7 protein-coding genes and 1 tRNA gene are annotated in these 14,814 nt (G+C 48.0%); 4 read left to right on the top strand and 4 right to left on the bottom strand.

The genetic code is table 11. The features are described from left to right. Positions 1-357 precede the first annotated feature (357 nt). Positions 358-1,929: a hypothetical protein gene (locus tag B5M13_RS15005; RefSeq protein WP_080056451.1), complete on the top strand. Its 1,572-nt coding sequence runs from the start codon at positions 358-360 to the stop codon at positions 1,927-1,929. 137 nt (positions 1,930-2,066) lie between these two features. Here the strand turns inward: B5M13_RS15005 and B5M13_RS15000 are convergent, their stop codons facing one another. The 4 genes from B5M13_RS15000 to B5M13_RS14985 form a co-directional block, all read right to left on the bottom strand. Further along, on the bottom strand, positions 2,067-6,098 hold the full coding sequence (locus tag B5M13_RS15000; protein WP_245860015.1) for a hybrid sensor histidine kinase/response regulator transcription factor: 4,032 nt from the start codon (positions 6,096-6,098) through the stop codon (positions 2,067-2,069). A gap of 180 nt (positions 6,099-6,278) precedes the next feature. Next, complete coding sequence (locus B5M13_RS14995; RefSeq protein WP_080056449.1) at positions 6,279-6,785, bottom strand: shikimate kinase; 507 nt, start codon at positions 6,783-6,785, stop codon at positions 6,279-6,281. 98 nt (positions 6,786-6,883) lie between these two features. Then, positions 6,884-8,029: a BT_3928 family protein gene (locus tag B5M13_RS14990; protein WP_080056448.1), complete on the bottom strand. Its 1,146-nt coding sequence runs from the start codon at positions 8,027-8,029 to the stop codon at positions 6,884-6,886. A gap of 36 nt (positions 8,030-8,065) precedes the next feature. Further along, a complete protein-coding gene (locus B5M13_RS14985; RefSeq protein ID WP_080056447.1) occupies positions 8,066-8,617 on the bottom strand; it encodes a DUF1599 domain-containing protein in 552 nt (183 codons plus the stop codon). Positions 8,618-8,721: 104 nt separating this feature from the next. Here B5M13_RS14985 and folP point away from each other — a divergent pair, with 104 nt between their 5' ends. The 3 genes from folP (at position 8,722) to gltB (ending at position 14,810) form a co-directional block, all read left to right on the top strand. After that, the gene (gene folP / locus B5M13_RS14980; protein ID WP_080056446.1) at positions 8,722-9,591 is read left to right on the top strand and encodes a dihydropteroate synthase; all 870 of its coding nucleotides are present in this window, start codon (positions 8,722-8,724) and stop codon (positions 9,589-9,591) included. Positions 9,592-9,671: 80 nt separating this feature from the next. Then, a tRNA-Lys gene (locus tag B5M13_RS14975) sits at positions 9,672-9,744 on the top strand. 491 nt (positions 9,745-10,235) lie between these two features. After that, positions 10,236-14,810, top strand: a complete 4,575-nt coding sequence (gltB, locus tag B5M13_RS14970) for a glutamate synthase large subunit (protein WP_080056445.1) — start codon at positions 10,236-10,238, stop codon at positions 14,808-14,810. Positions 14,811-14,814: the final 4 nt, after the last annotated feature.

Genomic DNA, 14,814 nt, shown 5'->3' with positions numbered 1-14,814 from the left:
CGCCAAGCCGTAGTTTTAGCTCGCCAAGCTTCAGCGCCCCCAGTGGTGGCGGAGGTGGAGGCTTCTCGGGTGGCGGTGGCCACTCAGGCGGCCGTGGCCCACGCTAATAATCTTGCTTAAATTTTGATAAAAAATCCCCGCTAGTTAGGACAATTAGCGGGGATTTTCGTTTTAATTATGGTTTACGATATTCGATGGGCAGTTTAGGGCGGTCTCCCCTAAGATACGTTGACGCGTTAGCCTATTCGTAAACATCAAAAACTAATTTTACGCCTGTTAAACGTTTATACGTTATGGTGTTCTAATGCGTATAGATATCGCATATGCCACCAACCGCTTTTATAAAGCTTTACGAACATGACTAAACCGTTTTATTTTACAGTAGCCCTGGGGTTGCTTTCGCATCTGGCTTTTAGCCAGGGAGCGTCTTATGAATATGCTGATGATGCGTTTCGGTATTCCGATTTCAGTCAGAATGGAACCGCCCGGTTCAGGGGCATTGGTGGTAATCATGCCGCGCTGGGTGGGGATGCCAGTAACTTATCGGGCAACCCCGCTGGGCTTGCCTTTTATAATCGTTCTGAGCTAAGTATTAGTCCGATGTTTACGTCGGCCAATAATCAGAATACTTTTTTAGGTTCGCAAACCAACAGCAGTGCGGGAAAAGTAAGCATCGGTCAGCTTGGTTTGATATTGCCAGGAAGTAGTAACGGTAGCCGTCGCTGGCGTCGTAGCGCATTTGGTGTAAGTTATTCGCAGAACGTCAATTTTTTCGATTACGTCGACGCGCGTGGATTGAACAACAATCCAAACTCCTCCATTGCACAAACGTATATCAATGCCGCTAATTCGGCCGCTTACAGCGAAAAAGAACTAAGCGATTCATTTTACCCAAATAGCAAACAGGCTGATTTCCGGGAAGCAGCTGCCTATGGCCTTTATCTGATTAACCCGACCAACTTGGGTACGAATGGTTCAGGCCCTCCGTACACTCGCTACGATGCAACGGTGCAAAAAGATCAGCGGTCAACGATCAATCGTTCGGGGAGTCACTCACAGTTGACATTGGCATATGCGGGTAATTTAGACGACAAGTTTTACATTGGTGGCTCTCTGGCGTTAACGCACCTCCGTTACTCGTCGGAAGTGGTTTTTCTGGAAACGCCCGTTAATGGCGCCGTGTTCAGTAACTATGGACAGACCAATCGACTGGATGTAAAAGGGAGTGGTATCAATGCCTCATTAGGATTTATTTATAAACTCGTTCCTCAGTTCCAGGTCGGGGCAACAATTATTTCACCCACATTCAGTAGTGCCAATGAAACGTTTGGTCAAACGCTCAACGCCGTTGCCAAAGACCCGAAGCTGGTGTTAACAACAAACTACGTAGATGTGGTTGACCCGTCGAATGATTTCTCGTACACGTTACAAACACCATTACGAGCTTCTGGTGGTGCAACGTATTTTCTGGGTAACGGAAAAATCGGTTTCCTGACAGCTACGGCTGAATACGTCAATTACCAGGGAATGCGGGTGCGGACATCGGCCTTTACCAATCAGCAGGACAATACTGATTTTAAAAATGATGTTAAGCGATTCGTACAGGACACTTACCAGAATGTAATCAATTTTCGGGCAGGGGCCGAGATCCGAGCAGGTATTTTACGTCTGCGGGCTGGGGCTAGTTATTTACCCAGTGCCTATAAAATAGACCTGGACCGGGTCGCCAAAGCCGACCGGTCAAAACTGTTGCTTTCGGCTGGGCTTGGCGTTCGTAATGATCGGTTCTTTGCGGACTTATCAGGTTCATTTCTGACCTATAAATCAGGGTATGCTCCTTTCGAATTACCTAATAGCTCAGATACGCCAACCGTTGCTACCAACAATCGGTATACGAATCTTATGCTGTCGATGGGGGTATTCTTTTAAAGGAGCGAGAATGGCTGACGTAAAATCTGGCTTGCGTCAGCCATTCTCGCTCCATGCCCCTAACGGACATTTTCTTTGAGCCACCATGTAATGAACGGTTTAAAGCGGTTTTTTAAATGACTAAAAGCTTTTTTATCCTAAGGCTCCGATAGTGATTGCTTACCATATTGCGACGGAAGAATGCCATATTTCTCCTGAAATACTTTAGCGAAATACGACAGGTTATCGAAGCCAACGGCGTAGGCTACCTGCGTTACACTGTCGGTTTGTGCGGTGAGCAAACTTGCTGCCTGAGCAAGCCGAATGTCACGAATAAAGTTGGTAGCAGTTGTATCGGTCAGTGCTTTTAGCTTTCGATGCAATTGTACACGGCTCAGATTAACCGCTTCGGCCAGTGCTTCGACGTTAAACGTGGGGTTATCGATGTGTTGCAGCACGGCATCTGACAACCGATCTAGAAACTTTTGTTCGGCAGAAAGGGCGACCGGAGCCATTAATGCTGATTGCTGATTTACTCGATTAACCGTAAACCATTCGAACAATCGTTCTCGTTGCAGTAGCTGATTGCGTACCCGAAGTAATAACTCCTGACGATCGAAAGGCTTGGTCAGGTAATCATCAGCCCCCATCCTCAATCCTTCTATACGGCTCTCCATGTCCGCCTTGGCGGTAAGCATCACCACTAGAATATGACTGGTAGCCTCCTGTATTTTGAGCTGTTTGCAGAAACCGAAGCCATCCAACCGTGGCATCATCAGGTCACAAATGACCAGATCAGGCAATGTTTCGATAGCTTTACTGAGTCCCTCCTGCCCATCAACCGCTTCTGTAACGATATAGACGGGCTCCAGTATATGCCGAATATACATCCGTAAGTCATCATTGTCTTCGACCACTAAAACAGTTTTGCCCGATGAGGATACTAATTCTTCCTCCCCTTCCGACACGTTTATGAACCTACTCTCATTCGTCGTGGTAGTACCCGTTGGCACAACCGAAGATGCATCAATCTGAATAGGTGCCTGCGCCTGGTCTAGTGGCAAATTTATGGTAAAGGTGGTACCCTGACCTGGCTGGCTATCGACCCATATCTGGCCGTTCATGGCAACAACCAGTTCCTTGACCAACGCTAACCCAATTCCAGTACCTTCATACCCCCGTTGCTGGCTATCATCGGCTTGATAGAATCGATCAAAAATATGCCTTATCTGGTCTGGCGCAATACCAACACCTGTATCCTTTACATAGATCGTGAGTCCTGGTTTAGTAGCGTGATAGACAACATCGATCTGCACATGTCCATCCGCAGACGTAAACTTCAGGGCATTCGAAATCAGATTGGTTACAATTTTTTCAAGCTTATCAGCATCATATAGCATCCACTGTTGGGGTTGGTTCTGGGCCAAAACCAGGGTAATTCCCCGGCTTTGGGCCAGCGACTCAAACGAAGCGATCCATATCCGAATGTCGTCGACCAGGTTGCCCGGTTGCCGATCCAACTGTAACTGACCCGCATCGAGTTTAGCCAGATCGAGCAGTTGACCGATCAGCACTTGGAGCCGATTGGCATTCCGATGCATGATCTGATAGAGTGTATCGGTCGGATACCGTTGCCGCAGGTCGTTGATTGGTCCAAGCAACAGGGTAAGGGGCGTCCGAAATTCATGCGATATGTTGGTAAAAAAGCGGGTTTTGAGGGCATCCAGATCAGCCAGTCGACCCGCTTCTTTTTGTTCATAAGCCACCTGCTGCTGCAATAATAGCCGTTGCGTTTGGAACCTGTTAAGTTGCCAGACCGCCAGCACCAACCCTATCAAATAGACCAGATAGGCCCACCAGGTTCGGTAAAAAGGCGGAGCAATACGAATTTGCAATTCAAGAGGTTTGCTCCAATGCTCTCCATCCACTGATCCCATCATCTGAAGCTGGTAACTCCCATCAGGCAATTGAGCGTAATTAGCAAACCGATTGTTACCTGCCTCAACCCAGTCGTCGTCAATACCGATTAGGCGATATCGGTATCGATTATTGGCCGAATTTGTATAGTCCATCACACCAAACTCAAACGTGAGCAGGTTCTGATCGTGTCGTAAGTCAAGCTGGTGCGTGTAATCAATACTCTGTTGCAGGATATGTTCGCTTCGGCCTACTTCAATCGGCTTATTATTGATCCGCAGTTCAAGGATATTTACAGTCGGAATTTTCTGACTATCCTTCAACAATGCCGCCGGATCGAACGCAGTCAGGCCGTTGACTCCGCCAAACAGCAATTCACCGGAAGGTGACTTAAAAAAAGAACCCGTGTTAAACTCATCATCCTGTAGTCCGTTAGCCTGGGTGTAGTTCCGAAAATGGCCTGATCGGGGATTGAATTGTGATACCCCCCGGTTGGTACTAAGCCACAGGTTACGGAACGAATCGGTCAACAAACCGTATACTACTTTGTTAGGGAGCCCGTCCGTTTCGGTATAGTGCCTGAATTGGCCCGTTTGTTTGTCCAGCCGTTCCAGTCCGCCCCCTTTTGTCCCAACCCAGAGATACCGCTGGGGTTCATAGGGGTCACTAGCCAGGCTCAATACAAAATCATTGCTCAGGCTCTGCCGATTTGTGATCGAGTTTCTGAAATGAGTATATACCGGCTTTTCAGGAAGATGCGCGGCTTTGATCAGTCCTTGTTGGGTGCCAATCCAGAAGGTACCATCTGGCTCACGAAGGAGGGCATATGTTTCTGTTTCAGGACCACTTTTCGATAAGTATTGAAATGTCTGAAACGTTTCTGTACTTGGGTCAAAACGAAGCAATTTGCCATTCGTAGCCCCAATCCATAAACAACCGGACGGGTCTTCCAACGTTTGATTGCCCCATAAACCAAAATCAACCCCTGATGGCAAGGGGAATTTCTTCAGCAATTGCCATGAACTGGAAAACTTGAATAGACTCTGTGCATGCGTCTGAAAATTTGCATTCGACATCCAGAAAGTTCCCTGCCGATCCTGCATAAAATACCGCTGCCGCCGATCGGCTTCCGACAGTTTAGGGTCCAGAAAGGGGACTAACTGATTCGACTTTCGATCTACTAATCCATATGAAAACTGGTAACGAGCATAAGTCCTCCCCTGTTGATCGACATAGAGATAGGACAGTGATGTATGGGGCAGATACGAATGAAACTGATTGACCTTAGGATTAAACTTACGGATTCCATAGCCACTAGTACCTACCCAAATGTTACCGGTGTGATCGTTAAGCACCTGCGTAACCGCATACAAATTTGGAGGAAATGTCATGAATGCATCCTGTACGGTCAGACTATCTTTCTGAAACAGGGCACCTGGCGATAATAACCAGAGATGACTAACGGTACTGATGGCCAACAGGCTTTTAGCAATAGGTTCAATCTGTACCCCCATATCGCTTATATCGGACAGGGCAATTGCCTTCCGATTACCTTTATACCAGCAGTCGATCCGATGTTTGGTACTAACAAACAGAATACCCTGATCTGCATCTTCGTATAAATCAAAAATATCCGATGTGTCAGCGGAAAGCGTTAGCCTGGCAAGCGCAGAAGGCTTTTTCCAGTTAAACGCATATACACCGTTATCCAATGCCGTAAGTGCCTCACCCGACGATTTAAAACTAAAAGCGAGATTGGGGTGATTCGTTAGTTCCTTAACGATGGACAGCGCACTGATCTGTACCTGGTTTGTAAAATCGGCCTGATCAGGGAACTTTGCTCGTAGTGAAGCGGGCAAACTGACTTTAAAGGGTTTACCGGCATTCGTCCCTACCCATATGTTTCCTTCTGGATCTTCGGCCAGTCCTCTGATTTCGTAATTTGTTCCGTTCGCCAGCGTCCGATCCCGAATAGCTACGTGATAAAATCGCCGGGTATGGTCGTCATAAAGATTAAGGCCTTTGTTTAGTGTACCGATCCAGAGCCGATGATTCCGATCAATCAATAAAGCAGAACAGGCGTTATCGGAAATGCTGAATGCATCGTAGGGGTCGTGGGTAAAAACCTTGAAGTTGTACCCGTCGTAGCGATTCAAGCCATCTTTAGTTGCAATCCAGATGAACCCTTTCTGATCCTGTTTCAGATCAAAAATCATTCCCTGCGACAACCCATTGGAGATGGTCAATTCCTGCCAGCCTTTGGGCTGAGCCATTAACCAATCAGATTTAATTATAAAAAGAAGAAGTTGACAAATAACGAAGAAACGCATACTGAGCGAATTTCCTCTAAAATTGGCAAAAAAAATATACCAGTATACAAAAAATAAACTTACTGAAAACCAATTATCCTCTATTCCCTCAATTCATATAATTATCCCAGAAATTGTAACCATTTAAAGCCATTCGCCCAGTCGTCTGAGCACCTCCTCTTCCGTTGTCTCGCCCGTTATCGTGATGGTAGCCTGGCTATAGATAGGAAGCCTCGATTCGTAGCGTTTCTCCAGAATTAGTGGCAGTTCAGGATTGCTGGGATTATTAAGCGGTCGGTCATCCTGGGCATGCGCCCTTATCCGATTGACCAGAATGGTTATGGGCACATCCAGAAAGATCGATATGCCTGTGGCATTGATATAAGCCATATTATCATGAAAGCAGGGCATCCCACCACCCGTCGATACCACTTTACTACTACCGGGATGTATGGTGCGCAAAACACGTCGTTCAATCTCCCGAAAATACGCTTCTCCCGACTGGGCAAAAATATCGGCAATTGATCGTCCTTCTTCCCGAACAATCACTTTATCGGTATCTACAAAACGGTAATGCAGGGCATCGGCAATGCGTTTCCCCAGCGTACTCTTGCCGGACGACGGCATGCCTATCAGGAAGATGTTTTTCATCAAATGTAAAGAGTGAAAGAGTGAAAGAGCGAAAGGGTGAAACTTGCTTGCGTCAGCTTTTCACTCTTTCGCTCCTTCACTCTTTCACTCATTAATTTTCACTCAATCACAAGTTGTTTCACTTCAGCCGCATCGGGCGTTGAATTGTAGTGCCATTTACCCCGGACAACACCATTTTTCAGGAGCCATGTACCCGGATTAGACCGCATGATGGTTTTCAACACGGTCGCATCGGCTTTATAATAAGGTACGTTCTCTAACTGAAACTCTTTCCGAAATGCTTTAATCTCATCGTCGCTGGTCGATGTCAGAATAAATGGCGACACAGCCGATCCCTTTAATCCTTCAACCAATGCCCGAATAGCGGGCAGGCTACCGGCATCAATGTCTTTTGTATTCTTGATGATGATGAAAAGTTTTTCCCCTTCAAAGGTTTGCTGCGTGAAATCACTTTCATCATTCCAGACGCGGTAATCCGTAATTTTCGGTTTTGCCTTTTCATTGACCAGTACCATCTCCTTGAATTTGTAGCTCGGGTCGGTCGGATATTTGTCAAATTCGGTCACGTCACCGTTTTTCTCCATCAAGTATTTATACCGCAATGGCTCCGATGGTTTCATCTGATCCGGAATACTTTTGCCAACAGCATACGGCAGCATATCGATGGGAGGCAGGAATTGAACCGCATACATACCCAGCCCTAGCGTAAATACGATTGTTAGCGCAACCAACCAGCCCGTATTTCTGGAACGCAACCGGTTCCGGTGCCCCATAATGAACAGAATCAGTACGGTCAGAACGACATCTTTCCCGAATGAAGTCCAGGGTTTGAGTTTAATGGCATCCCCAAAGCAGCCGCAGTCGGTTACCCGATTAAAATAGGCCGAATAAAACGTCAGGAACGTAAAAAAAATGATCAGGAAAAACAGCAGCCAAACCGTTACCTTAGGCTTATAGGAAGCCAGTAGGGCAACCCCCAAAATTACCTCGGCAGCACAGAATAATACCGACATAACCAGGGTAAATGGCACTAAACCCATAAAGAAATCGTGCAGAAACGGCACATCCTGGGCAAAAACTTCGAAATATTCTTCGAACTTGATCTGCGTACCGACCGGGTCGTTTAACTTAATTAAGCCCGAAAAAATAAAAACGATTCCGACCAGAATCCGGGCAATGCGGGCGGCAATCAACATCGGTGGGGTACCGGTTTTCACTTTAGGCTGGGTCGTTGCTATATTCATACACGTAACGCGGGTGGAAACCCGCTATTCGTTTTACTATGGGTTTCCACCCGGATTACTTAGTTTAATCAGACAAAAAACGGCGTAGTTGATCATATCCATATAATTGGCTTCAACACCTTCAGAAACGATCGTGTTACCCTGATTATCCTCGATTTGCTTGGTTCGGAGCAATTTCATCAGGATAATATCGGTCATGGAACTCACGCGCATGTCGCGCCAGGCTTCGCCGTAATCATGATTTTTGGCAAAAAGCAGATCAATAACCCGGCCAATCTGTTCGGTGTAAAGCATTTCAAGTTCATCAGCAGGTATATCTGTACGCTTATCACCAGCTAACTTCAACTGAATCAGGGCCATAACGCAGTAATTGATGATACCGATGAATTCGGGCTCTATACCCTCACCCACACGACTCACACCGGTTTCCTGTAAGGTGCGAATTCGTTGAGCCTTAATATAAATCTGATCGGTAATACTGGAAAGCCGCAAGATTCGCCAGGCAGTTCCATAGTCTTTATTTTTTTTCAGGAATAGGTCTTGGCAGCGTTGAATAACCTGCCGATATTCGATTTCCGTAGTGGACATAAGTAGTAATAGTCATTCGCTGTCATTACTGGCCCTTTGTCGTACAAACGAGATTGACAGTCAATAACAAAGAATAACTATCAATGACAAGGAATGACATTTTCATGCCGAAAGTTACGAAAAAAACACTGAACTGCCGGGGCCAACTGGTCGATTTGACCCAACCCACCGTAATGGGAATACTCAATGCCACTCCTGATTCTTTTTTCTCGGGCAGTCGCCTTACAACCGATAATAATCCTTCCGCCAAAGCTATTGAGCTCGCTCAGCAGATGCTCGACGATGGGGCCACCTTTCTGGATGTAGGCGGGTATTCTACCCGTCCAGGCGCTGCCGTGGTTAGCCCTACCGAAGAGGCTGACCGCGTTATACCCATTATCGAAGCAATCCTGGCTAAATTTCCTGATGCCCTCATTTCTATCGATACCTTTCGGGCGTCGGTAGCCCGGCAAGCGGTGGAAGCCGGTGCATCGCTCATTAATGATGTATCTGGTGGCAGCCTCGACCCCGACATGTTCAGCACGGCCGCCGAATTGAGTCGTTCGCAGTCGATACCTTATATACTAATGCACATTCGCGGTACTCCCCAAACCATGCAGTCGCTGGCTACCTATAAGCATGTTACAACAGAGGTTATTGATGAACTGACCATTCGGCTAGCTGAATTAAAAGCACTAGGCCAAAAAGATGTTCTTCTGGACCCAGGATTCGGGTTTGCCAAGACACCAGCACAAAATTTTGAGCTACTCAATCAACTGGATGCTTTCAGCCTATTCGACGAGCCTATTCTGGTGGGGCTTTCTCGTAAAACAACGATCTGGAAAACACTGAATATCAGCCCGGATAAATCCTTGAATGGCACAACGGTACTACATACGGCAGCCCTGCTCAAAGGCGCATCCATTCTGCGCGTCCACGACGTCCGGGAAGCCGTTGAAGCGGTGCAGTTAACACAGCGATTAACTTTTTTTTAACGTTTCGCTTGCGTTTAGAAAAACAAAGTCATACTTTTGCAATCCCAAACGACGACACCCCTGTTTCTTCAACGGGAATCGATTCGGTAGCTCAGCTGGTAGAGCAATACACTTTTAATGTATGGGTCCTGGGTTCGAATCCCAGCCGAATCACAAAAACACCAAAAGCCGCTCAAGTAAGCGGCTTTTTTCATGTTAACACTTTACTGGCGTTACCGATCAGCTCGCCTTGTCAGGTAACTGGGATAGCGCCAAACCCTACGCTTAGTCGATGATCTGTTTTCAATAATTTTAGTACGAAACCACAGTGAAGTTGTATGTAAATGGTGTCAGCAATCGATTTAACAGGTTACTGAGCGTTCATTTGCAAACAGAACATATTCACTTTTCAAGAAGATTTATAATCAAATTCACAATTCAGCCCATTTACTATTAAATTCCGACAAAAGCTGTTTTTGCCAAATTTTTTTAGTAGTATATTGCGTGACTTTGTCACAAACGCCCTTCAATTCGATTGCCTTCTCCTTGATTAATTCACAGGCCGGGCATCCTGTTAATTTAGATTTTCTTAATAAACGGCCTTATTTTTTGCGATTCTGTTAATCAGTATTTCAAAAAAAGGCATATCCAACGCTGTTACGACCATGTCTGATCAGGTTGACCAACTGGCGGGACTGTACCGCCCCGAGTTTGAACACGACAACTGCGGTATCGGCTTTGTGGCCCATATTAAAGGCCGCAAATCACACCAGATTGTTTCGGATGCTCTCCAGATGCTTCGGCGCATGGAACACCGGGGCGCAGTAGGTTCTGAGCCCAATTCAGGAGATGGAGCTGGATTGCTGATCCAGATTCCGCATGAATTTTTCGTCGATGAAGCCCGCAAACTGGGTGTACATCTTCCACCTGCTCTAGAATATGGTGTAGGTATGGTGTATTTCCCGAAAGACGTGTGGCTTCGCGAAGAATGTCGTGCGATCCTGAATCGGAAAATGAAACGACTCGGCCTGGAGCTTCTCTGCTATCGGGTCGTACCGGTCAACAACAGTGATTTAGGCAATGGATCACGCTCGGCCGAACCCCAAATGGAACAGGTGTTTATCAAACGCCCTTCCGATATAACCAACGCTGATGATTTCGAGCGTAAACTGTATATTCTGCGGAATTATAGTACCCGGATCATTAATGAAACCATTGCGGGTGTCGACCATTTCTATTTTTCGTCACTTTCCTGTCGGACTATTACGTATAAAGGTCAGCTAACCACGCTGCAACTTGAACCTTACTTCCCGGATTTACAGAACGAGGAGGTCGTATCGGCTATCGGTGTTGTTCACTCCCGTTTCTCGACCAACACATTCCCTTCCTGGAAACTGGCCCAGCCGTTCCGCTATATTGCGCACAACGGAGAAATCAATACGGTTAAAGGCAACGTCAACTGGATGAAAGCAGCCGAAGGCTTGCTCGAATCGTCCAAGTTTACGAAGGAAGAGATGGACATGCTACTGCCCATCTGCGATCCTAAACAGTCGGACTCGGCCAATCTTGACAATGCCATTGAACTGCTGGTGATGAGCGGCCGTTCGCTCCCTCATGTGATGATGATGCTTGTTCCCGAAGCCTGGGATGGCAACGAACACATGGACCCCGTTCGGAAGGCGTTCTACGAGTTCCATGCTGCTCTGATCGAGCCCTGGGATGGTCCAGCGTCAATTTCGTTTACAGATGGGCGCATCGTTGGGGCTACCCTCGACCGGAATGGTCTCCGCCCTTCGCGCTTCTGGGTGACCAATGAAGATGTCGTCATTATGGCGTCGGAAGTGGGCGTACTCGACATCGACCCGGCTACCGTTGTATCCAAAGGTCGTTTGCAGCCTGGTAAAATGTTCCTGGTCGACATGGAACAGGGCCGGATTGTATCCGACGAAGAAATCAAAGCCGACATCTGCTCCCGACAGCCGTATCAGCAATGGCTGGCTGATAATAAGATTAAAATTCAGGATCTCGAAGCACCGATCCGGTCGTACAATCCGTATGACCCGGCCAAACTGCTTCGGATGCAGCAGGCGTTCGGTTTTACGTCCGAAGATCTGCGGATGATTCTGGCACCCATGGTCGAAACGGGCAAAGAAGCCTTGGGATCGATGGGTGTTGATGTGCCGCTGGCTGTTCTTTCGGAGCAGAGCCAGCACATGAGTCATTACTTTAAGCAGTTGTTCGCGCAAGTGACCAACCCGCCCATTGACTCAATCCGGGAACGGGCGATTATGTCGCTTATCTCCTTTGTCGGCGCAACGTATAACCTTCTGAGTGAGTCACCCGAACACTGCCATCAGGTTGAACTGGAACAGCCGGTTCTGACCACCAAAGAGTTTGATAAACTTCGGTTTATCGACCAACCGAAGTTTCAGGCGAAAACCATCAACTGCCTGTTTACGGTCGACGGCCTGGGTAAATCCCTCGAACGGGCACTGGAGCGTATCTGCCGGTATGCTGAAGATGCCATTCAGGATGGGTATTCGATTCTGGTTCTTTCGGATCGGGCTATCGACTCCAATCACGCCCCGATCCCGTCTCTCTTAGCGACTTCGGCGATCCACCACCACCTGATTCGTCAGGGACTTCGAGGTAAAGTTGGTATTGTAGTTGAAGCAGGCGATGTTTGGGAAACGCACCACATTGCTACCCTCATTGGGTACGGAGCCTCGGGCGTAAACCCCTACATGGCTTTCGAAACCATTGCCAGCATGAAAGAAAAAGGACTGCTGGGTGTGGATTACGACCTCGACAAGTTGTACAAAAACTACGTGAAGGCGGTCAATGGCGAACTCCTGAAAATCTTCTCGAAGATGGGCATTTCGACCCTGCAATCGTACCAGGGCGCTATGATCTTCGAATGTCTGGGGCTGAATCAGGATGTCGTAAGTCGTTACTTCACCGGAACTGTATCGCGGATTGGCGGGATGGGCCTTGAGGAAATCGCTCGTGAGATTCAGGTGCGCCACTCCGTTGCGTTCCCATCGACCCCAATGGTAACCCCTCGTCTGGAAGTAGGTGGTATTTATCAGTGGAAGCAACGGGGCGAAAAGCACATATTCAACCCCGATACGATTCACCTGCTGCAACAGGCAACCCGCAAGAATGATTACTCGATCTTCAAGAAATACTCGAAGCTCATCGACGATCAAACCCAGAAAGCGATCACCATTCGCGGTTTGCTGAAGTTCAAGAAAGGCACCCCTGTTCCACTGGACGAGGTTGAACCCATCGAAAGTATTTTCAAACGGTTCGCTACGGGCGCCATGTCGTTCGGGTCGATTTCGTGGGAAGCGCACACAACCCTGGCCATTGCCATGAACCGCATTGGCGGTAAAAGCAACTCTGGTGAAGGTGGTGAAGACGAGCTCCGCTACAAGCCGCTCGAAAATGGCGATAGTATGAACTCGGCCATCAAGCAGGTTGCTTCAGGACGATTTGGGGTAACCAGCTATTACCTGACCAATGCGCAGGAGTTACAGATTAAAATGGCGCAGGGTGCCAAACCGGGTGAAGGGGGTCAGTTACCCGGCTTTAAAGTCGATGACTGGATTGGCCGGACCCGCCACTCAACGCCTGGCGTTGGGCTGATTTCGCCCCCCCCTCACCATGATATTTATTCGATTGAGGACTTAGCCCAGCTCATCTCAGATCTTAAAAACGCCAACCAGGCCGCCCGTATCAGCGTCAAACTGGTATCCGAAGCGGGTGTAGGCACCATTGCTGCTGGCGTTGCCAAAGCCCATGCCGACCATATCCTGATTTCGGGCCATGATGGGGGCACGGGTGCCTCTCCCCTTTCATCAATTCGCCATGCGGGTCTACCCTGGGAATTGGGTCTGGCCGAAGCGCATCAGACATTGGTGAAAAACAAACTGCGTGGGCGCGTAACTGTACAGACCGATGGGCAGATTCGTACGGGTCGTGACTTGGCCGTAGCAGCTCTGCTCGGTGCTGAAGAATTTGGTGTAGCCACGGCTGCTCTGGTCGCTACGGGTTGTATAATGATGCGGAAATGCCACCTCAACACCTGTCCGGTCGGCGTTGCTACGCAGAATAAAGAACTTCGGGCGCTGTTTACCGGGAAGCCCGAACATGTCGTGAATATGTTCACATTCCTGGCAATGGAACTGCGCGAAATCATGGCAGAGCTGGGATTCCGTACGGTCAATGAAATGGTTGGTCAGGCGCAGATGCTGGAACTTCGTGACAATATGGCGCACTGGAAGTACAAAAAAATCAACTTGGATGCGCTGCTGTACAAAGAACCAACGACACTTGAAGTCGCTCAGTATAAGCAGGAAGAGCAAAATCACCATCTGGACGAAGTACTCGACCGGAAATTGATAAAGCTGGCTCAACCAGCGTTGACATCGGCAGAATCGGTGTATGGAGAATTTACGGTACAAAACATCGACCGAAGCATTGGTACGATGTTGTCGAACGAAATTTCGAAAGTATATGGTGGCCCCGGTCTTCCCGAAAGTACGATTCATATCAAACTTCGCGGTACGGCAGGTCAGAGCTTTGGTGCCTTCAGCACAAGCGGTATTAAACTCGAACTCGAAGGTGATGCCAACGACTATTTTGGCAAGGGTCTTTGTGGCGCTCAACTGATTGTATATCCTGACCGAACGGCTCAGTTTAAACCGGAAGAAAACAGCATTGTCGGTAACGTTTCGTTCTACGGCGCTACGTCTGGCGAAGCCTTCATCCGGGGTATGGCGGGCGAACGCTTCTGCGTGCGTAACTCAGGGGCCAAAGTTGTGGTCGAAGGCGTTGGCGACCATGGTCTGGAATACATGACGGGTGGTCTGGCCATCATTCTAGGCAAAACAGGACGCAACTTTGCTGCGGGTATGTCGGGTGGCGTGGCGTATGTCTGGGATCAGGACGGCACGTTTGCCTCGAAAGTAAACGGTGAGATGGTAAACCTGGAAAGCCTGACCGAAGAAGATCTGGGCATCGTTCGGGAATACGTCGACAAACACTTCCAGTACACGACCAGTAATGTAGCCCTGAACCTGATTCAGGATTGGGACAACCTGATTGGTCAATTTGTGAAGGTGATGCCCGGCGATTTCCGTCAGGCGCTGGCTGGACGTGGCATCTCGCTGGCCGACCAAATCCGCGACAAAAATGTTGTTTATCAGGATATTACCGTCGATGTGACGCAGGGATAAGAAC

Source organism: Spirosoma aerolatum, assembly GCF_002056795.1.
Lineage (GTDB): Bacteria > Bacteroidota > Bacteroidia > Cytophagales > Spirosomataceae > Spirosoma > Spirosoma aerolatum.
The sequence above is the reverse complement of the archived record's forward strand: the minus strand, read 5'-3'. Positions and strand labels throughout refer to the sequence as shown.

Coding starts and splice junctions, on each gene's coding strand:
- gltB (WP_080056445.1), top strand. CDS start 10,236: ATGTCTGATCAGGTTGACCAACTGGCGGGACTGTACCGCCCCGAGTTT.
- B5M13_RS14995 (WP_080056449.1), bottom strand. CDS start 6,785: ATGAAAAACATCTTCCTGATAGGCATGCCGTCGTCCGGCAAGAGTACG.
- B5M13_RS14990 (WP_080056448.1), bottom strand. CDS start 8,029: ATGAATATAGCAACGACCCAGCCTAAAGTGAAAACCGGTACCCCACCG.
- folP (WP_080056446.1), top strand. CDS start 8,722: ATGCCGAAAGTTACGAAAAAAACACTGAACTGCCGGGGCCAACTGGTC.
- B5M13_RS14985 (WP_080056447.1), bottom strand. CDS start 8,617: ATGTCCACTACGGAAATCGAATATCGGCAGGTTATTCAACGCTGCCAA.
- B5M13_RS15005 (WP_080056451.1), top strand. CDS start 358: ATGACTAAACCGTTTTATTTTACAGTAGCCCTGGGGTTGCTTTCGCAT.
- B5M13_RS15000 (WP_245860015.1), bottom strand. CDS start 6,098: ATGGCTCAGCCCAAAGGCTGGCAGGAATTGACCATCTCCAATGGGTTG.